Consider the following 20,544-nt stretch of genomic DNA (forward strand, 5'->3'; position numbering starts at 1 on the left):
GGTATTAATTTGACTTTATTAGTAAAATAAATAGAGAGAAAATTACAAAAAACATTTTTTTTCTTCAAAATCCTCTAGTATTTCCACTTGAAATTCGGTATACTGTATTTGGAAGAGAAATCTAATATAACTTCTTTTCTAAATAAAATAACTAACTCATAAGAGGAGTGATGCGCAATGTTGACACTGTATACTTCCCCAAGTTGTACTTCATGTCGAAAGGCTCGTGCGTGGTTACAAGAACATGAAATTCTTTTTAAAGAAAGAAATATTTTTTCTGAACCGTTAGATATTTCTGAATTGAAAGCAATTTTAAGAATGACAGAAAATGGAACAGAAGAAATTATTTCTACTCGTTCTAAAGTCTTCCAAAAGTTAAACATGGATCTTGATGAACTTCCACTGCAAGATTTATTAGAATTGGTTAAAGACAATCCAGGATTGTTGCGTCGACCAATCATGATCGATGACAAGAGACTGCAGGTTGGCTTTAACGAAGATGAAATCAGACGCTTTTTGTCAAGAGACGTTCGTCAACTTGAGTTACGCCAGGCACAATTGATGGCTGGTTTATAAAACTGTAAGTTAATTATTGTGGTATTGAGAAGTTTGGACAAAGTCCCAAAATAGTTACAAATAAAATAATGCAGGATACTTACTGATTCTGTCCGTTTATTCCTGCAGGTTTTAAAGAGTTCTGTTCACATTTACTTGTTAAATTGTGTAGGACTCTTTTTTTTGTCGGCAAATACTTTTTCCAGAGTTAACAGTAACTTTATTTATTATGAAATTTATAATGTCTGGTGTTTATTTTTCAAATAAATGAACTTTTCTCTTTACTTTTGAGGTGATTGCTATACAATTAACCTAGAAGTAGTTTCCTGACTTGAGCAAAAAGCGAGGTGGAACCAGATGGAAATGGAACATATTAATGAAAATACAATTCGAGTATTGATTGGTAATGAAGACTTGGCAGATCGTGGGATTACTTTCCTGGATTTGTTGGGGAATCATAAGGAAGTAGAAAACTTTTTCTACAGTATTTTGGAAGAAGTGGATATTGAGGATGAGTTTCAGGGAAGTGAAGCTGTTACTTTTCAGGTCCTGCCTAAAAGTGATGGTCTAGAATTGTTCATCAGTAAGAACGCTTCTGTTGATGATGTTCCTAATATTGGCAGCTTCAATGACTTAAGTTCTGATGAAGCAAGTGAGATGATCAGAAAACAACTTGAAGCAAGCTATGTGGATGAGACAAAAGATCTGGTTGATGACAGTGTCCGAAGTTTTGTTCTTGAATTGAGCAGTTTTGATGCAATGATTCAATTGGCTAATGAAATATATGCAAAGACAATGCTTGCCAACCTATATAAATATAAAGAAAAATATTTTTTACAGGTTATATTCTTTTTAGATGAAGTTTCTGTCCACGAGATGGAGAATGAATGGTCAAAATTACTAGAATTTGGGCAGGTAGCATCTGTTACTCCTGAAGTTCTTAATGAATACGGAAGTTGTATTATGGAACGTAATGCAATAGAATTAACGAGATACTACTTTCAATAACAAACTTGTCAGACCGAATCAGTTAATAACCGACTGATTCGGTTTTTTTGTTGTATAAAAAAATTGGAAACTGGAGATGGATACTTATTTTTTTGCGTATTATATTCAGAGGTGATTATAATGCTGACTGCAAAAACTGATACAGGAAAATTAGTCACGCTGATACAGACTGACCGGGATAAGATAAATGGCTGGAAGGCAACGGTATTTAGCTGTCCAATTTGTTATCAGCATGTTCGTTTAAAAATAGGAAAAATAAGAATTCCACATTTCGCTCATCTGTCTAATCAGTCGTGTGTATATTCCGGAGAGCAGGAGACCGAAGAACATTTATGGCTGAAACGTACGTTGGCAGAATGGTGTCTTCGATCTAAAATAGACTACCAGCTTGAAGTTTATCTGCCGGACTTAAAGCAGCGTCCTGATATACTGATTGGTCACTTGGCAGTGGAAATTCAGTGTAGTATATTAGCACCTGAAAAAATGTTGAAAAGGACACTTACTTACATAAAGCATGGCTATCAGCCGATATGGATTTGCGGGACCAAACTGTGGAATCCAGAGAGATTAAAGGACAGTACAAAACAATTTTGCAACTATACAAAAGAACTGGGCTTCCATATATGGTCTGCAGACTGGAAAAAAGAGAAGCTGGCTTTTCACTACCACTTGGAAGAGGATTCGGAAAAACACCTTTATTATGGAAGTAGAAGCTGGTCATTTTTTTATGGAAATTTAGGTGAACTATTGCAAGGGAATTTCGGAGCGCCTTTACTTCATTATAGAAGATATCAGCTTAAACTGGAAATGAGTAAAAATTATCGGACAATTACTAGAAAGCTGATTGCAAAAGACCGGAATATTATGAATGAACAGGCATATTTCTATGAAAGGTACTTACATTTGCTGGAGCTTCATCCCTGGTTTTATTATACGATCAATCAAACATTTATTTTCAAAGCACCTGCATTTATTCTTCGTCATCGAATTTGGGAATATCTGCTGAAGGCAAAACTACAAAAAATTTCAAAACTGGATATCTATAAAGCTGTGTATGAGCTTATCATTAAACAAGATATCCTTTATGATTTTCCGCTGGTTTTTAAAGGTGACTTGATAGAGTGGTATGTTTGCTATTTGATTGAGAGTCTAATGACCTTTGACTTGCTAAAGCAGGAACCTTATTCTGCTGATTTTTTTACTGTAACAGAAAATGTAAATAGTCTGTCAGTTAAATCAAAAACACCCTTTAAAAAGCTCGGTACTGGTCGAGTGATAAAGACTGGTACTCCATTAAAAATATGATACTATAGATAATATGAATGAAGGGAGTAATGTATATGAGCGATGCAAAACAATTACCAAAAAGAGAAGAACTTGCAACTGAATTAACGTGGGACTTAACTGCTATTTTTAAAGATGACGAAGCTTTCGAAAAAGCATATAGTCAGCTCTCAGAGGAAATAACGAAAGCTGAACAAATAAAAGGAACGCTTGGAAATGGCAGCAAAGCGTTTTTGTCTGGTATTGAATATCTGCTGGATGTCTATAGAAAAATTGAAGTGATCTATGTGTACGCGCATTTAAAAAACGATCAGGATACTGCGAATTCAGAACAGCAGGCGTTATATTCAAGGGCTGCAACATTATATTCAAAAGTTGGTGAAGCTGTAGCTTGGTTTGAGCCGGAAGTACTTTCACTTACTGATAAAGAAATATGGGGTTATTTTGAAGAAATGCCTGAATTGAAATCATACAAACACTTCATTGAGAATATTTTAGATAGTCGCGCCCATGTATTGACTGAGGATAAGGAAGCTTTATTGGCTGGAGCAAGTGAAATTTTTGGAGCTTCAAGCAATACATTTTCCATTTTGAATAATGCTGATTTAAAATTCCCTGTGATTGAAAACGAAAAGGGTGAAAAAGTTCAATTAAGTCATGGAGTTTACGGTCAACTAATGGAGAGTACTTCCAGAAAGGTAAGAGAGGCAGCATTTAAAGGACTTTACAGTGTTTATGAACAGTTTAACAATACGTTTGCATCCACTTTGTCTTCGCACGTAAAAACACATAATTTTAAAGCGAAAATCAGAAATTACAGCTCTGCCAGAGAAGCAGCACTAAGCAATAATCATATACCGGAAAGTGTTTATGAAACACTTTTGGAAGTAGTCAATAAAAACCTGCCATTATTGCATCGCTATGTAAGCCTGAGAAAACGGCTGTTGAATCTTGAGGAGCTTCATATGTACGATATGTATACGCCAATATTGGGTGATGCACCTGTAAGATATTCCTATGAAGAAGCAAAAGATAAAGCTGTGACAGCATTGGCTCCATTGGGAGAAGAGTACCTAAATGTTGTAAACGAGGCCTTTGATAATCGCTGGATTGATGTAGTGGAAAATCAGGGAAAGCGCAGCGGAGCATATTCGTCAGGTGCTTATGATACGTACCCATATATCTTGTTAAACTGGCATGACAGCCTTGATCAGCTGTATACACTGGTTCACGAGATGGGACATAGTGTTCACAGCTACTTTACAAGAAATAATCAGCCTTATGTATACGGAGATTATTCGATTTTCCTTGCAGAGATTGCATCAACAACGAATGAAAATATTTTGACTGAATATCTTTTGGAAACAGAGGCAGATCCTCGGGTAAGGGCCTATGTGTTAAATCACTATTTAGATGGTTTCAAAGGAACAATTTTCCGTCAGACTCAGTTTGCTGAATTTGAACAATTTATCCATGTTGAGGATGCAAAGGGAACACCCTTGACCAGTGAATATTTAAATGAAAACTATGCAGAATTGAATCAAAAATATTATGGACCGGAAGTCGCTGAGGACAAAGAGATTGCTTCAGAGTGGTCTAGAATTCCGCATTTCTACTATAACTACTATGTTTATCAATATGCAACAGGATTTTCCGCTGCTTCTGCACTTGCAGACAAGATTATTAAGCAGGAGCCTGAAGCTTTGGAAAAATACTTGAGCTATTTAAAATCCGGAAGCAGTGATTATCCGATTGAGGTGATGAAAAAAGCAGGTGTTGATATGACAAAACCGGCTTATATAGAAGATGCGATGAAAGTATTTGAATCACGCCTGGCAGAACTGGAAGAGTTGATAGAGACATTGGAAAAGAACTAGATTTTATTCAAATGAGTAGAAAAACAGTTGACTGAAGCGAAGATAATTTGTTATTGCTGCTTCTGGATTTAAAATGAGAAGAGGGTCTGCTCGGATAAAGATTATGAACAATAAAAGAAGGAAGCAGCAATTTATTCGGCTGTTTCCTTCTTTTAAAGTAAATGTAAATGTCCTTTTGGAACGGACTGTTCGTTATTGTCTGCCAACTCAAGCGAATCATGAAAATGAAGATAATTTTTTTCGGATGTTTCACACAATCGTTCGATTTGCTGAATGGATATGTCTCCCTCCACTAATACACCATAATCTCTATCACAGGCATAATTATAAATAACTGTAGATGGATGCTGAGTAACTCCCATTTCTCTTGCAATTTGCTGATCTATTTGAAATGACTCTTTAACAAAACTGGATTTACGATCATTTTTAAACATTTCTAAATCTCCGCCTGCATCAACAATCAAGGTTTCGGCTAAATCAGGTGAATAGCCAACTCCGCTTTCAGTAATCATACTTTGAAGATTCAGGAGAATATGACGGCCTTTCTTTTTTCCCTGCAGCTGTGCAGCTTTGAAATCTAATGCAGCAGAATAGGTTGTTTCAAACAGTTGATTTCTTCCTTTAATATCACTAGGGTGTATTCCATGTACTTTAAGCAGAAAGTCAATTGTTTTCATGTTCACCAAAGGGATCAAACGTAATTGAATTTTCCTATTTTCCGCCTGAGCAAATGTAAGTATCTCTCTTTCAATATCTAGACAAATACTCCCTAATGGATTCACGAACAAATAAATTTCAATCATTCATACTTCCTCCAATTCGACACTTTGACAATCTCCGCAACATGAACTAATCCTTGTAATTTAACAAAAAAACAGAATAAAAGAAACTAATCTGCTCAATTATTTTACTACCGGAGGTGCGAAGGAGCGGAAAGCATCATTCTTTGAATTTTGTTAGGACCGCTAATTTTTTCAATAGACAGAGTGTCTAACAATTCATTAAATGCTATTTTTCCAGTAACAGCATCCTCAACCTCTAATTCAAGTTCAAAATCATGGGTATCATTGTACCAACTTTCATCGAGAGCTAACAAACCTTGGGGAAGTTTTTTCTGTGCTCTTTTTGTTTTTAATTCACCAATAACTTGCAATGGACTATCAATGTTTAGTTCTTTCAGTTTTTGAAATACTTCACTTTCTTTAGGAAGTTTAAAAGCATGGATCATTTTATTCGCCTGTTCAAAACTCAGAGAATCTGTAATCTCCAGTAAGCCAACGGTATTAGGAATTTTCAGAGTTACCTCTGCTTTATCAGGCAATGTACGAATTCTTAAACCAATAGCTCTTTCTTTCAGTTGAAAGTCGAACGTATCGAAATAGGTATTCATCTGAATAAAAAAATCTGTTTCCTTAAATTTGAAGTACTCAGCAGTTCGGAAAAAGTTTTCTTTTGAGAGCAATGTTTTGTATTCAATTTCTAAATCTTTACTCATCCGAAACTCACCTTCTTCGTACTAATTTTCACACAACTTCCATAGTTTCGTCAAGAAAAGTGATTGAACTATTTGACTTTTTAGATAATCCTTATAATAGAATAAAAAATCCTATTTTTAATTGGTCTATGGTAAAATAGGCATTGGGTCAAATTCAAGGGAATTGAGGGAGAGATATGGAGAAAGATTGGAAACTTTTTCTTGCGCCATATGAACAAGCTGTTGGAGAGATGAAAGTCAAGTTGCGTGGGATACGCAAACAATTTAATGAGCTTAACAGACATACCCCCATCGAGTTTGTGACAGGTCGAGTAAAACCTGTAGACAGTATTCTCATGAAAGCCTCCTTACGAAAGATTCCGATGGATCGTTTGGAAGAAGAGATGCAGGATATTGCCGGACTGCGGATTATGTGTCAGTTCGTTGAGGATATTTATCAGGTTGTCGAAATTATTAGGAATCGTAAAGATTTGGAAATTGTACAGGAAAGAGATTATATTACGAATAAAAAAGAGAGCGGATATCGTTCATATCATTTGGTTATAGTTTATCCTGTTCAACTTGTGACTGGAGAAAAAAGGATTTTAGCAGAAATTCAGATCCGTACGCTGGCAATGAATTTTTGGGCAACGATTGAGCATTCCTTGAATTATAAGTATCAGGGAGTCTTTCCAGAAGAATTAAATGCCCGACTGCAGCGCGCCGCAGAGGCTGCGTATCAGTTGGATGGAGAAATGTCAGATATTCGGGAAGAAATTCAGGAAGCACAACACCTATTTTCTCATGGCAGAGGAAAAAATAAAAGAAGCTATTACAAAGAAGATCAGCCATAAAAAAGAATTTATAAAAAAATTTTTCAAATACTTCTTAACTATACATAGTAGAGAATTTGAAACTGTATTAATTTAAGGAGGAAGGGGGGCAGATCATGAAAGTGGCGATCGTTCATAATAATGAAGATAAATCAAAAAAGGTTGCTGAAGAGCTTTTGGTACTTTTAAAGAGGGAAAATATTGAAGTAACGAATCAAGAACCTCAACTGGTTATTTCCATCGGAGGGGATGGTACGTTGCTCTCAGCTTTCCACCGTTTCAGTCACCTGTTGAACAGTGTGAGATTTCTTGGTGTCCATACCGGACATTTAGGATTTTATACAGACTGGCGCGATTATGAACTGGAAGAGCTTGTAGAGAGTCTGCTGATGTCTCAGGAAAAAAGTATCAGCTATCCTTTATTGGATGTAAAAATCAGCTTTAGAGATGATCAGCCTGATAAGCATTTTTTAGCACTAAATGAGTCCACCATTAAACGTTCTAATCGAACAATGGTAGCGGATATCTATATTAAGGATGATCTGTTTGAGCGATTTAGAGGCGACGGGTTATCAGTTTCTACACCTACAGGTTCGACTGCCTATAACAAGAGTGTAGGCGGAGCTGTGATTCATCCAAGTATTAATGCCTTTCAGCTGGCAGAAATTGCTTCATTAAATAATCGGGTTTTTCGTACATTGGGCTCCCCTATGGTAATTGCCAGTAAAGAATGGGTGACGATTGTTTTGAAGGAACGCGGTGATTATATGATTACTGTAGATCAGTTAGATATATATCAGGAAGAGGTGGATACCATCCAATATCGCATTGCTGATGAACGGATACATTTTGCTTCCTATAAGCATACGCATTTTTGGAATAGAGTCAAGGATGCATTTATTAGCGAGGACTAGATAATTTATGGAATTTCAATGGGTTTACAAGAAGGAAGAGTCTCGGCAAATTAAGTCTTTTTTGAAAGAGCAGGGTGTTTCAAAAGGTTTGCTGGCGAAAATAAAATTTCAAGGCGGACGAATTACTGTGAATGATCGGGTGGAAAATGTTTTATTTAAGCTTTCGTTCGGTGATCAGCTGAAGATCGTTATCCCAGACGAAGGAGAGCATGAAACAATGCTTCCTTCGGAGGGGAGACTAGATATTCTATTTGAAGATGAACATTTTTTAATAGTAAATAAACCAGCTGGAATAGCATCTATTCCTTCTCAATATCATACAAGTGAAACCATGGCAAATCAGGTGAAGGGTTATTATAAGCGGATGAAGTATTCGGATCAGATCGTTCATATTGTCACCCGTTTGGATCGGGATACTTCGGGAGTCATGTTGTTTGCCAAGCATGGTTTTGCTCATGCGCTCCTTGATCAGCAGCTGCGCAAAAAGCAAGTTATTAAGATTTATTATGCTCTTGTAGGAGGAGCTGTCCATTCTTTAGCTGAACATGAAGAGATTATTGGTCCGATCAGCAGAGATACGTCCTCTTTATTAAAAAGGATGGTATCAGAGAATGGTAAATACGCTAAAACAGAGTACTGGCTGGCTGAAAAGCTGAAAGATTCAGCTTATGTAAAAATTCAGCTTCATACTGGAAGAACCCATCAAATCCGTGTTCATTTTGAAAGCATCGGCTGTCCGCTGCTGGGTGATGAAATGTACGGCGGTTCCATGGATTTAGGTATAAGAAGGCAGGCGCTTCATTGCAGTCAGTTGAGTTTTATTCATCCATTTACACAGGAAAAAATGAGGATTGATTCTCCAGTTGCGGAGGATATGAAAAGAATTATTGAAATAAGGTAGAACAGGAGGTTGCAGGAATGAATGAAGGACAGGAAATAGAGGAACAATTTGATAATTTGCTTACTTTCTTGGAAGAAGAGCAGATGAATGAATTTAGAGAGTTGTTTTTATCCCTTCATATCTATGAGCAGGGGCAGTTCTACCAATCTCTTGAAGCGAAGCAGCGTAAACAGCTATACAATTATCTGTCTCCAAAAGAACTGGCAGACATGTTTGATGTGATAGAAGAAGATAATGAGGACATGAAAGATTATATTGCTGAGATGCGTCCAGGTTATGCAGCAGAAATGCTTTCAGAGATGTATACGGATAATGCAGTTGACCTGCTGAACATGCTGGATAAAAGTCAGAAAGCAAAATATCTAAGTTTGATGAGTACAGAAGATGCCAGTGAAATAAAGGAACTGCTGCATTATGAAGATGATACTGCCGGCTCAATAATGACCACTGAATATGTATCAATTGTTGCCAATCAAACGGTTCGATCTGCAATGTACGTTCTGAAAACACAGGCAGATGTTGCAGAAACTATTTACTATGTTTATGTAGTGGATCAGGATAACCGTCTGGTCGGAGTAATTTCTCTACGTGATTTAATTATTAATGAAGATGATACTCTAATTAGTGAGATTTTGAATGAACGGGTAATTTCTGTTCATGTAGGAGATGACCAGGAGGATGTTGCCCAAACTATTAGGGACTATGACTTTCTGGCACTACCGGTTATTGATTATGACGATCACTTGCTTGGTATTGTCACAGTTGATGATATTATTGATGTCATTGATGATGAAGCTGCCAGCGATTATTCCGGTTTGGCTGGGGTTGACGTTGAACAAGTCAGTGAAAATCCATTTAAAGCAGCTTCAAAGAGACTGCCTTGGCTGATCACATTGCTTTTTCTTGGGATGTCCACAGCGACATTAATCAGTCATTATGAAGAGCTTGTTAGTGAAGCCAGTATTTTGGCTGTATTCATTTCATTAATCACAGGAACAGCAGGGAATGCAGGGACTCAATCTTTGGCGGTGGCGGTAAGGCGTCTGGCTGTAAATGATGAGAAAGACAGCAGCTTTGGTCGTCTAATTGTGAGTGAAGTGCTGACAGGGCTTGTCACCGGAGCGATTACTGGTTTGACAATATTCATTGTTGTTGGTGTCTGGAAACAAAACTTCCCGCTTGGTTTTGTCATTGGTATGGCGATGCTTTGTGCAATTACTGTTGCAAATCTTGCAGGAAGTCTGATTCCTATGCTGATGGACAAGCTGGGCTTCGATCCTGCTGTAGCAAGCGGACCTTTCATTACGACCTTGAGTGATTTAACCAGTGTACTGATTTATTTCAATATTGCCAGTATTTTTATGTACTATTTTATTTGAAAAGATGAGAAAAGAGGCTGTTACAAAGCTTCTCCATGCGGTGAGTAACGGCAGAGGCAACGTAAACTGAATATCAATCTTAATTCAGGGTACTCCTGTGGTTACTTGTCACAGTTGCTGTATGCATCGAGTAATTGCAGATGCAAGGCAAGGCGTTCTTATGCGGCTTCCTACTTGGTGCTCTACAAATTTTCTATGATCAAGTAGATATTGTTCATCACTTATATGACTTAAACTGTGACGAGTGTCTCACGAGGAAACATCTATTTTTTAACAAAATAGTAATTCTCAACACTTTCGGCTTATTATCGAAAGTGTTGTTTTTGGAACACCGTTTATTCGATTTTAAGGGTCCGAGACATACCAATGTCTGAGACCCTTTTTTTGGAGACATGACAGATTTAAAATTCACATCAAACTATCTTTGTTCCATGTGCTTCTTTGATGTTTAGTGCGTCTGTTATCTGTTGGATATTTTGAGTGTTGATTCCGCCACCGGGTAAAATGATGATTCTGTCTCCTGCATAATCAATTAGTTCTTTCAAATGAGGAAGATTTTCTTCGATTGGGGTTCCTGTAGGTCCGCCGTGAGTTAAGATTCTTTGAACCCCATGCTCGGCCAGCCAGTCAATGGCTTTAAATTGATTTTCTTTACTTAGGGAATCAAAAGCCATATGGAAGGTAATTTGCAGCCCTTCTGATGTTTCAATGAGTAATTCAAGTGCTTCTTCATCTAACTGATTTTCAGCTGTCAGACAGCCAAATACAACGCCGTCTGTGCCGATTTTTTTTGCTTCGATTAAATCAGTATGCATAATTTTTAATTCAATGTCATTATAAACAAAATCACCGCCACGCGGTCGAATCATTGTCATGACAGGTATAGAGTGCTCTCCAGCATAATTGAGTACCTCTTCAATAACACCGGTACTTGGAGTAGTACCGCCTACAGCCAGATTGTCGCAGAGTTCTATTCTGCCGGCACCGTTTCTAATTGCTGTTGGAATATCAGTGAAGTTTTCTGCACAAAATTCTTTAATCATTTTTTATATTGCTCCTTTGCTGTTTATATTCTTTTGCTAATCAAGATGAACGAGCCCTTTTCCTAGTAGGAATACTGAGCAAGACTGGATGAGATGAAGTGTAGGAAGCCTTCATTTTAATTATTTTTATCCATACGAATTGTAACACAATTTCTGCAGTTGCCAAAGCGGGATTCTCATTGTAAGATAAAGCAGGATAAACGAATGTGAAGATAAAGGAGCTGCTTATGCAGAAAAAAATTGATAAAGCAAAGGCTTTTTTGGCTGAAAACAGACAGCTGTTTCGCTGTCCGATCTGTCACAAGTCATTTGTTCAGGAGAGCTATACATTAAAATGTGAAGAAAATCATCAGTTTGATCTTTCAAAAAAGGGCACACTCTATTTTTTGAAAAGCCATAATCAAAGTGAGTATAATCATGAAATGTTCAGCCACAGGCAAGTTATGATAAAGAGCGGTATGTACCGGAAGATGCTGGATAAATTGATTCCTTTTGTACAGGAAAAAGAGAATATCATTGATATCGGCTGTGGAGAAGGCAGCTTTCTGACAGAATTAACCCATTTGGGGATGTCTGGTACAAAGATAGGTTTTGATCTTTCGAAGGATGGTATTTATTTGGCAAGCAATCAGCCGATCGAGGCTTTTTGGTGTGCAGCTGATTTGACCAATCTTCCATTTGCTGACCAATCTGCTGACTGTCTGCTGAATATTTTTTCTCCTTCTCATTATGCCGAGTTTCAACGGGTTTTAAAGCCCAATGGACTCGTAGTGAAAATTGTTCCGGAAACGGGTTATTTGAGAGAATTGAGAGAGGCTTTCTTTCCAAACAATCAAGCTAAGCAGTCCTATTCGAATGAAAAAGTAATTGAGAAGTTTTCACAGTCTTTGGCTGTTGTTGCCGATGAAAGAATCACTTCGGTTTTTGAGATACCTCAAAAAAAACGTCTGGATCTGTTGGAAATGTCTCCGTTGGAATGGCAGGCTGATCCAAAAATTAAAGAAGTTCTTAAACAAAATCCTCTTGAAAAAGTCACAATTGACCTTCGGATGTTAGTTGGCAGAGTTAGATAACGCTTACATTTGATTATTTTATGAAAAACTATTGCAATGCTTCTATATTGGTGTTATATTACATACAAGTTGTTTTTTCATTGGTTTTTATCAGGTTCCTGTTCTGATAAAAGTTAGTGAAAAGATTCTTCACTAACGTAACGACTCGCAGTGATTGACACCGAGCCGATACGTTTTTTTTATTTTTTAAATAACATGAAAGCAGTATTTTTTTAGATAGAAAGGAATTAGGAAATGAAAAACCATATTGTTTTATTTGAACCTCAAATTCCAGCGAATACGGGAAACATTGCCCGGACATGTGCTGCTACTAACAGTCCATTACATCTCATAGAGCCGTTAGGTTTTTCTACAGATGACAAGCACTTGAAAAGGGCTGGTTTAGATTACTGGCATGATGTCGATATCACGTATCATGCCGATCTTGAAAGCTTTTTAAGTTATGTGGGAGATCAGCCGCTGCACTTGATTACGAAGTTTGCCAATCAGGTATACAGTGATAAAGATTTTGCAGATGGACAGAACCACTTCTTTATGTTTGGAAAAGAAACAACGGGTCTGCCAGAAGAGTTTATGAGAGAGAATGAGGAAAAGTGTCTGAGAATTCCTATGAATGATAAACATGTTCGCTCCTTGAATCTGTCAAATACTGCTGCATTGGTGGTCTATGAAGCGTTGCGTCAGCAGGCGTTTCCAAATTTAGAATTACAACATCATTATGAGAATGATAAGCTGGATTAAAAGTATTTATTATGAATTTGCTTTAACATCCAGAGGTAGCTGAAATGTGATAATGAGAGTGGGACAGAATAAAGTTCCAAACGCGCTCTTCGTATCTGCCCTCCGACCTCTTTTAGCAGAAAATTTATGCCTTATCTTGATACAATAGATGCAAGACTGAAAAGGTGAATTTCGGTCTCGCATTTATTTTTTTATTCTTAATTTAGTGCATCTTTCATGCGGTCAATGTAGTCTGATAAGCTGTCACGGTAAGTTTTTAAGAAGCTGACCAGACTATCTTTACCAACTAATGTTTTAGTGCCTAAGTCATCATATTGCTTTTTCTGTTCATCAAGTGTCGCCTGGTATTCTTTTTTCATATCGGCAAAAGCTGATTCATCATATAATACAGTATCTTTAAATACTTTTTCATATTCGGAAAGATAGTTTGTGATAATATTTGAATACATATCCAAATAATCTTTGTACGTTTTTATTCCTTCAATATCACTGTCAGAAATGCCAGAAGCAGAACTGCTTGATGATTTAGCAGGGGTTTTACTTTCTTTAGTTTCAGAACTGGAGTTTTCTTTTGTCTTTTCAGTAGAACTGGAGCTTTTGGTGTCTTTACTACCATCAAAATCATGATCAGAGTACCCAACGATAATTGTACTTCCTTCATCCGCATAGTAACCATAATCATCGCCGACTTCGTCACGACCAAAATAGTCTGCGCCTGAACCATCTTCCAGCTGGTAGCAATCTCCTTTATAGATTTTCGTATTGTTTGTTGTCGCTGCACTATCAAAATTCTTTTTAACAAACTTTACTTTCAGTCCAATGGCATCAAATTCAGCTTCAACCTGTTCTTGAGTTTTGAAGTATGGATCAGGCACTTTAACTTTTCCTGCCAACACATCATCTTCATTAGTCTCAGCCGCTTCATTTGTAAGATCATCAATCCGTTTAGTTAAAGTATCAACATTTTTTTCAAGTTTTGTTAGTTTTTCTTCTAGCTTTGAAGAATTCGAATTCCCGCAACCGGTAAGAATTGTTCCGCAGGCTAAAATAGCTGCCAAAATCATTGTTTTTTTCATGGTAAACTCCATTTCTTTTTTTATTTTTCTGATAAACACTGGGGTTATTCTGGTTTAATATCTTTATTCTCTTTAAAGCTTTTTGAAACAGTTTTTGCAGTAAATAGTTCAGCTGCTTCAGCATTCTCACCGGTCATTTTAAATTCCGGATCAGTACTGACTTTGATATTTATATCCATGCTGTTATCTAATATATAGAAGGAGATGGCTGATTCAACTTTTCCGCCAGGTTTGACTGCAGAAGTACTTTTATTATAGAGCTCCTTGTATTCCTTGTAGCGATATAGTTCATTTGCCCAATCAAGATGTGTTTCTGTATTCTTATCTTCTTCTGTAACATAAAGATAATTTAACGCCTCTATGTTGGTTTCTATATTTTCTGATCCTGTATTTTCCATGGTGTAATAGACTATTACTAAACCATCTTTATCCAAGTGTGAGGATATATTTTGAATAAAATCAACTTTTGTTACTGTGAATTTGATTTTTTCGTTTTTAATGGTGTAGTCTATGATGCTGTTTTTGAGTTCCGAAACCTTTTTTGTTTCATCGCTACTTTGTTCAGTGCTTTCACTGGTAACAGCTGATTTTTTTTCTTTGGTTGAAGAAGTTGCCGTGTTACTGATGTCAACGCCATTTTCACTTAATTCGTCGATTCTCTCATGTAAGTTATCAACACTTTTTGATATTTTGTCAACTTTTTCTTCTAGTTTCGAAGTATCCATGCTGCTGCATCCTGCAAGGAGCAATCCGCATAACAGAAAACTCCCTAAACATACCCAATTTTTCTTTTTCATTCTTCCTTTTCTCCTTTACTGCAACTATCTATTTACATAATTGTTAAAAATAACAAACTATATTTTAAGAGTAGCATAGGCTGATAACGAAAGTAAATATCAGTTATTTTGGTTTATCAGAAAACAAATGAGAATAATAGCATAGCAGAGAGATAAAAATCATTTTGTTCGAGACATTTTTATTCCCTAGTTATAATGAAGGAAGTGATAAGAATGGAGAGAGGATTAGATATGAAGCGAGATTTTGATGTAATTATTGTTGGAAGTGGACCGGGAGGTATGGCTGCTGCATATGATTTGAAAGCAGCAGGAAAATCGGCAGCAGTTGTAGAAGTTGATAAATGGGGCGGTACTTGTCCAAACAGAGGCTGTGATCCAAAAAAGATCTTGTATCATGCAATAGAGGTTCAGGAAAATGTCAAACAACTGGCTGGTCATGGAACTCAGAAGCCTTCACCAATTATTTGGGAGGAGTTAATGGCTTTCAAAGAGGAATTTACATCAGCCGTACCGAGGGAACAAAAGGAAGGGTTAACAAATGCTGGAATCGAAGTGATTGAAGGAAAAGCTGTTTTTGAGGATCAACATACAATTGTTGTTGAGAACAGGAGGTTTACAGCGGATTATTTTATTCTTGCAGCTGGTCAGCATGCAGCAATTCTGGATATTCCCGGAAAGGTGTATCTGGAAACAAGTACAGATTTTCTGGAAATGTTTCATCTGCCTAAAACAATACTTTTTATTGGCGGCGGATATATTTCTTTTGAATTGGCTAATATTGCTCATAAGAGTGGAAGTGATGTACATATTATTCATCATAATGATCGTCCGTTGAAAGGGTTTGATAAGCAGCAGGTTTTTGAATTAACCCAGCGTATGGTGCAGGATGGGATTCATTTTCATTTTAGCGAGTCTGTGACTGAAATCAAAAAAGAAGAAGGATTATTGAGGGTGAAGCTTGAATCTGGTGAAGAACTAATTGTTGAAAAAGCTATTTGTGCAACCGGAAGAATCCCAAATGTTGAAAAAATGAATTTGGAGGAGATCGGCGTAGCTTATTCTAAAAGAGGAATTGAAGTGGATGGATTTCTTCGAACAAGTGTATCGAATATTTATGCTCTTGGTGACTGTCTTGCAAAAAAACAACCCAAACTGACTCCTGTTTCAAGCTTTGAAGGGAGCTATCTGGCGTCTTTAATAAGTGGAAATGAAGAGCAGAAAATTAATTATCCCCAAATTCCTACTATTTTGTTTACTTCGCCTAAGCTGGCACAGGTTGGCAAAACTGAAGTGGAAGAGCAGGAGAAGGAAGAGTTTAAGGCTCAAAATTTGGATTTATCCGGCTGGTTTACTTATAAGCAAAGGAACGAACTGTTGGCTGAAGCAAGGATTGTTGTAAACAAAAAAACAGGATTATTGGTTGGAGCTTCACTCCTCAGTAATGAAGCAGATCAACTGATCAGCTTAATGACACTGCTCATTAATCAGAAAATTTCGGCAGCAGATATCAGTAAGCAAATGATGCTTTATCCCACAGTCGCCAGTGATATCAACTACTTATATTAATTAATAGTCGGGAAAAAAAAGTCGTATTGACACAAGTAGTTCGATCAGCAATCTAACTATTGATAATCAGTACCGCTTTTTCCGACTGTTTGTTTTAGTGCAGCAAAAGCAAATGAAGCTTCCTAGAGTTGTTTCGCCAGATAGTATTTTGTGGTTCCCTTGAACGGTGAGTCCGGCAGTGCGCCAAAAATATGATAGCCGTGTTTTTCATAGAATGTTCTGGCTTGATAATCCTGAATATGAATAGTGATAATTTCAGCATTTTGACTTTTTGCGTAGTTTTCGGCTTGAATAAGCAGGTTAGAGCCCAAACCATCCTTTCTATATTCCTTATCGACTGCTAAAAGAGAAATATGTGTAGTATTCATCCAATTATTCGCTGTGATACCACCAATGTATTTTGTACCATCATAGGCTCCTATAGAGAAATGAGTTGGGATTGCTTGCTCAACTCCTGTTGCTTCAGTTTGATGAGCATCCAAAAAAGCGATGATATTCCTTTCATTCTCTTTGAAATCTATTTCTTTAAATTCAATCATGATATTGCCTCCTTTCAATCCAATATAACAGTATAAAGAGTTTAAAATAAATAAGAAAGCCGTGGGAATAACATTTTTATTACCGCAGCAATTTCTGATTAAAAATTGAGATGAAATAACCCTCCATAGATATTTTTCAGTGAAAATGATAAACTGGAAAAAGATTAAAAAGGGCAAATGATTGAATGTGGAGGAAGACAGGCTATGGATTTGTATTTTACCCGTCATGGGAAAACAGAATGGAATAAGGAATTGAGATTTCAAGGGATGACAGGGGATTCGCCGCTACTTCCATCGAGTTATGAAGAAATTGGCAAATTAGGAAATCATTTAAAGAAAGTAGCTTTTAAAAAAATATATTCAAGTACTTCTTTGAGAGCTCGGAAGACTGCAGAAGGTTTGAATTCCGAGCTCTTAAAACCCGCAGAAATTATTTATACAGATGAGTTGAAGGAATTAGGACTAGGCAAGCTGGAAGGACAGTCAATTCATGAAATGCGCAAGTTATATGCTAATCAAATGGACAATATGCGTTATCATTTGGATCGCTATGAACCGGAAATATTTGGAGGCGAACCGATAGAATCAGCAATTTTACGTATTTCAGGAGTGGTACAGCAGGCGATAGCAGCAGGTGAAGGGCCCTATTTATTTGTCGGTCATGGTGCTTCTCTGACTGCCGGCATTCAACATCTTGCCGGGAAAGACATGAGTGAACTGAGAAATATGGGGGGGTTAAATAACAACAGCCTGACCATTCTAAAAACAACTGAGCCTCATCATCAGGGGCCATTTAAGCTTGCATTATGGAATGATGATTCCTTTTTATAAAAAAACAAGACAGACAGGTGGTGAATCAGATGGAGCTTATTCCAGATGAAGCAGAAAAACAATTTATTGCCGGGAAAATTGAAGCAATCTTTTTTCAAAATCCAAGTAATTTTTATAAAGTTCTTTTAGTTTCCATTGCAGATACAAATACAGATTTTTTGGAAAAGGAAATTGTTGTAACTGGAAGTTTTGGTGATATTCAGGAGGAAGAACCATACCGCTTCTTTGGTCATTTTACAGATCATCCCCGATATGGTCGTCAGTTTCAAGTAGATAGTTATCGACAGGAACGTCCGACCTCTGCGAATGGGGTAGTGGCCTATCTGTCCAGTGATAAATTTCCGGGCATCGGAAAAAGAACTGCCGAAAAAATTGTTGAAACGCTGGGAGAAGAAGCAATTGACCGGATTATTGAGGAACCTGATCTGCTTCAGGAAATTCCCCAGCTTAATGAAAAAAAGCGGGCATTAATTTTGGATACCATCCGTTTAAATCATGGAATGGAGCAGGTGATTGTCGGGTTAAGCCGTTATGGTTTTGGGAGTCAGCTGGCTTTTACTATTTATCAGACGTACAAAGAGGATACACTTTCTATCATTCAGGAAAATCCATATCAGCTGGTAGAAGATATTGAGGGAATAGGGTTTAAGCGTGCGGATAATATGGCAGAGCAGCTTGGAATCCGAGCTGATTCAGATCAGCGGGTTAGAGCCGCAATCACTCATGAAGTTTTTCAGCATTCTGTTCGTACAGGTGATACATATGTTGAGGCGGAAGTGTTATTGAATAATAGCATTCAATTGTTGGAAGGCAGCCGTCCAGTAGAGATTTCTCCAGATCAGGCAGCAAATCAGATTATTCATCTGGTGGAGGAAGGAAAGATTCAACAGGAAGGTACGAAGCTGTTTGAAAACAGTCTGTATTTTTCTGAGTGGGGGATTGGGACTTCTATCCAGCGTCTTCTGTCACGAAAAAAAGAGATCTTTTATGATCCGGAGGAAGTAGAGAAAGATATACGAATCATTGAAAAGCAGCAGGGAATCCTTTATGGCGAGTCACAGCAAAATGCAATTGAAGAAGCCATCAAATCCCCTCTGTTTATTTTAACCGGGGGACCAGGAACAGGGAAAACGACCGTTATAAATGGGATTGTATCTTTGTTTGCGGAACTAAATGGAATTTCTTTAGATTTAAAGGACTATACACAGGAAATGTTTCCTATCCATTTGGCAGCGCCTACGGGTCGTGCTGCAAAGCGAATGAATGAAACAACCGGCTTGAATGCCAGTACGATTCATCGGCTTTTGGGATTGACCGGGCGAGAAAAAAATCCAACGATGAGTGCCAAAGAATTGGAAGGAGGATTGCTGATCATCGATGAAATGTCGATGGTTGATACCTGGCTTGCCAACACTCTGTTCAAAGCAATCCCAACAAATATGCAGGTTATTTTAGTCGGTGATAAGGACCAGCTCCCTTCTGTAGGACCGGGACAAGTGCTGCATGATCTGCTTCAGATCGAAGAAATACCCAGCATTGAGCTGACTGAAATTTATCGACAGGGAGATGGGTCAAGTATTGTTCCTCTTGCTCACGAGATTCGTCAGGGAAAACTGCCTTCAGATTTCACGATCAACCAGAAGGATCGCTCGTTTTTCGCCAGTGATGCGTACCACATTGAAACGTATGTAAAGCAGATTGTGACCAAAGCGAAGTTAAAAGGTTTTACTGCTCAGGATATTCAGCTGCTGGCACCTATGTATAGAGGGGTTGCCGGTATTGATGCATTGAATAAAATGATGCAGGAAATATTTAATCCAAACGATGGAACAAAAAAAGAAGTCTCATGGAATGACACTGTTTATCGAATCGGTGATAAGGTTTTGCATCTGGTCAATTCACCTGAAGTAAACGTATTTAATGGTGATATGGGAGAAGTTGTTGGAATTATTCCGGCAAAAGAGTCTGATGATAAAGTGGATGAGCTGGTTCTCCAATTTGATAATACAGAGGTCAGCTATAAGCGAAATGAATGGAATAAGATTACATTGTCCTATTGCTGCTCCATTCATAAATCTCAGGGCAGTGAGTTTAAAATGGTTATTTTGCCGATCGTTCGCCAATACAATCGAATGCTTCAGAGAAATCTTCTGTATACAGCGGTTACACGAAGTAAGGATATTTTGATTCTTTTAGGAGAAATCAATGCTTTTCAGGAGTGTGTAAATCGAGAATCAGCAAGTCGGATGACGACACTGAAACAACGTATTCTAGATGCGGGCGGAATGACCCTAACGTTAAGAACCCAACTGGAAGCATATGAAGAAGGTTTAATGAAAGAATCGCCGTTTACAGAAGTTGAGGAAAGCTCTGAGAGAGAAGCTGTTTCTTCAAAAGCGCCAGTTTTAATTGAAGAAGAGTCGGCAATATATACTGTAGAAACTGGTAAAAAGAGAGAAGAACCAAAATCTGACCAGTCAATTTCGTTGTTTGATGTTGCAGAACCGGAGAAGGAAATAGTCGAAAAAATAGAAACAGAAATTGAGTGGCTGCTGACCCCTCATCTTGCTTCAGCCCAGACTATTGATCCGATGATTGGAATGAATGGCGTAACACCAAGTGATTTTTTGACTGAATAATAAGGAATTTCCAG

The 20,544-nt window shown here is 37.5% G+C and carries 19 protein-coding genes; 13 read left to right on the forward strand and 6 right to left on the reverse strand.

The genetic code is table 11. From position 1 onward, the window contains the following. Nucleotides 1–177: 177 nt before the first annotated feature. From spxA to pepF, 4 genes are all read left to right on the forward strand, one after another. A complete protein-coding gene (spxA, locus tag LI951_RS13015) occupies nucleotides 178–576 on the forward strand; it encodes a transcriptional regulator SpxA (RefSeq protein WP_202067691.1) in 399 nt (132 codons plus the stop codon). Nucleotides 577–912: 336 nt separating this feature from the next. After that, entirely contained in the window at nucleotides 913–1,563 is a 651-nt protein-coding gene (locus LI951_RS13020) for an adaptor protein MecA (RefSeq protein ID WP_229442469.1), read from the forward strand. A gap of 120 nt (nucleotides 1,564–1,683) precedes the next feature. Beyond that, the gene (locus tag LI951_RS13025) at nucleotides 1,684–2,868 is read left to right on the forward strand and encodes a competence protein CoiA (RefSeq protein ID WP_229442470.1); all 1,185 of its coding nucleotides are present in this window, start codon (nucleotides 1,684–1,686) and stop codon (nucleotides 2,866–2,868) included. Between the two features lie 35 nt (nucleotides 2,869–2,903). Further along, nucleotides 2,904–4,724 carry an oligoendopeptidase F gene (gene pepF / locus LI951_RS13030; RefSeq protein WP_202067694.1) on the forward strand — a complete coding sequence of 607 codons (1,821 nt, stop codon included), beginning with the start codon at nucleotides 2,904–2,906 and terminating at the stop codon, nucleotides 4,722–4,724. Nucleotides 4,725–4,876: 152 nt separating this feature from the next. Here the strand turns inward: pepF and LI951_RS13035 are convergent, their stop codons facing one another. Both LI951_RS13035 and LI951_RS13040 read right to left on the reverse strand, forming a co-directional pair. Next, nucleotides 4,877–5,527, reverse strand: a complete 651-nt coding sequence (locus tag LI951_RS13035; RefSeq protein WP_202067695.1) for a DsbA family protein — start codon at nucleotides 5,525–5,527, stop codon at nucleotides 4,877–4,879. 107 nt (nucleotides 5,528–5,634) lie between these two features. Then, nucleotides 5,635–6,219, reverse strand: coding sequence for a CYTH domain-containing protein (locus LI951_RS13040; protein ID WP_202067696.1), 585 nt, complete (start codon nucleotides 6,217–6,219; stop codon nucleotides 5,635–5,637). Between the two features lie 176 nt (nucleotides 6,220–6,395). Here LI951_RS13040 and LI951_RS13045 point away from each other — a divergent pair, with 176 nt between their 5' ends. From LI951_RS13045 to mgtE, 4 genes are all read left to right on the forward strand, one after another. Further along, the gene (locus tag LI951_RS13045; RefSeq protein WP_202067697.1) at nucleotides 6,396–7,052 is read left to right on the forward strand and encodes a GTP pyrophosphokinase; all 657 of its coding nucleotides are present in this window, start codon (nucleotides 6,396–6,398) and stop codon (nucleotides 7,050–7,052) included. 95 nt (nucleotides 7,053–7,147) lie between these two features. Further along, nucleotides 7,148–7,945, forward strand: coding sequence for an NAD kinase (locus LI951_RS13050; RefSeq protein WP_229442471.1), 798 nt, complete (start codon nucleotides 7,148–7,150; stop codon nucleotides 7,943–7,945). A gap of 7 nt (nucleotides 7,946–7,952) precedes the next feature. Next, the gene (locus tag LI951_RS13055) at nucleotides 7,953–8,846 is read left to right on the forward strand and encodes an RluA family pseudouridine synthase (protein WP_229442472.1); all 894 of its coding nucleotides are present in this window, start codon (nucleotides 7,953–7,955) and stop codon (nucleotides 8,844–8,846) included. Between the two features lie 17 nt (nucleotides 8,847–8,863). Beyond that, entirely contained in the window at nucleotides 8,864–10,225 is a 1,362-nt protein-coding gene (gene mgtE / locus LI951_RS13060) for a magnesium transporter (protein WP_202067700.1), read from the forward strand. 413 nt (nucleotides 10,226–10,638) lie between these two features. Here the strand turns inward: mgtE and LI951_RS13065 are convergent, their stop codons facing one another. Beyond that, nucleotides 10,639–11,268, reverse strand: a complete 630-nt coding sequence (locus LI951_RS13065) for a copper homeostasis protein CutC (RefSeq protein ID WP_202067701.1) — start codon at nucleotides 11,266–11,268, stop codon at nucleotides 10,639–10,641. A 227-nt stretch (nucleotides 11,269–11,495) separates the two neighbouring features. Here LI951_RS13065 and LI951_RS13070 point away from each other — a divergent pair, with 227 nt between their 5' ends. Together LI951_RS13070 and trmL are read left to right on the forward strand one after the other, a co-directional pair. After that, entirely contained in the window at nucleotides 11,496–12,341 is an 846-nt protein-coding gene (locus LI951_RS13070) for a methyltransferase domain-containing protein (protein ID WP_229442473.1), read from the forward strand. Nucleotides 12,342–12,575: 234 nt separating this feature from the next. Next, nucleotides 12,576–13,082 carry a tRNA (uridine(34)/cytosine(34)/5-carboxymethylaminomethyluridine(34)-2'-O)-methyltransferase TrmL gene (trmL, locus tag LI951_RS13075; RefSeq protein WP_229442474.1) on the forward strand — a complete coding sequence of 169 codons (507 nt, stop codon included), beginning with the start codon at nucleotides 12,576–12,578 and terminating at the stop codon, nucleotides 13,080–13,082. 197 nt (nucleotides 13,083–13,279) lie between these two features. Here the strand turns inward: trmL and LI951_RS13080 are convergent, their stop codons facing one another. Both LI951_RS13080 and LI951_RS13085 read right to left on the reverse strand, forming a co-directional pair. Continuing rightward, entirely contained in the window at nucleotides 13,280–14,158 is an 879-nt protein-coding gene (locus tag LI951_RS13080) for a hypothetical protein (protein WP_202067704.1), read from the reverse strand. A 44-nt stretch (nucleotides 14,159–14,202) separates the two neighbouring features. Continuing rightward, nucleotides 14,203–14,955 (reverse strand): DUF5067 domain-containing protein, encoded by a 753-nt coding sequence (locus tag LI951_RS13085; protein ID WP_202067705.1) that lies wholly within the window; start codon nucleotides 14,953–14,955, stop codon nucleotides 14,203–14,205. Nucleotides 14,956–15,168: 213 nt separating this feature from the next. On the opposite strand from LI951_RS13085, the gene LI951_RS13090 reads away from it, so the two are divergent. Further along, a complete protein-coding gene (locus LI951_RS13090; protein WP_229442475.1) occupies nucleotides 15,169–16,521 on the forward strand; it encodes a dihydrolipoyl dehydrogenase family protein in 1,353 nt (450 codons plus the stop codon). Nucleotides 16,522–16,643: 122 nt separating this feature from the next. Here the strand turns inward: LI951_RS13090 and LI951_RS13095 are convergent, their stop codons facing one another. Continuing rightward, nucleotides 16,644–17,060, reverse strand: coding sequence for a GNAT family N-acetyltransferase (locus LI951_RS13095; protein ID WP_229442476.1), 417 nt, complete (start codon nucleotides 17,058–17,060; stop codon nucleotides 16,644–16,646). A 204-nt stretch (nucleotides 17,061–17,264) separates the two neighbouring features. Here LI951_RS13095 and LI951_RS13100 point away from each other — a divergent pair, with 204 nt between their 5' ends. Together LI951_RS13100 and LI951_RS13105 are read left to right on the forward strand one after the other, a co-directional pair. Continuing rightward, complete coding sequence (locus LI951_RS13100) at nucleotides 17,265–17,891, forward strand: histidine phosphatase family protein (protein ID WP_202067708.1); 627 nt, start codon at nucleotides 17,265–17,267, stop codon at nucleotides 17,889–17,891. Between the two features lie 29 nt (nucleotides 17,892–17,920). Continuing rightward, a complete protein-coding gene (locus LI951_RS13105) occupies nucleotides 17,921–20,530 on the forward strand; it encodes an ATP-dependent RecD-like DNA helicase (RefSeq protein ID WP_229442477.1) in 2,610 nt (869 codons plus the stop codon). The last annotated feature ends 14 nt before the right edge of the window (nucleotides 20,531–20,544 follow it).

It is taken from the genome of Enterococcus sp. BWT-B8 (assembly GCF_020567625.1).
Classification (GTDB): domain Bacteria; phylum Bacillota; class Bacilli; order Lactobacillales; family Enterococcaceae; genus Enterococcus_L.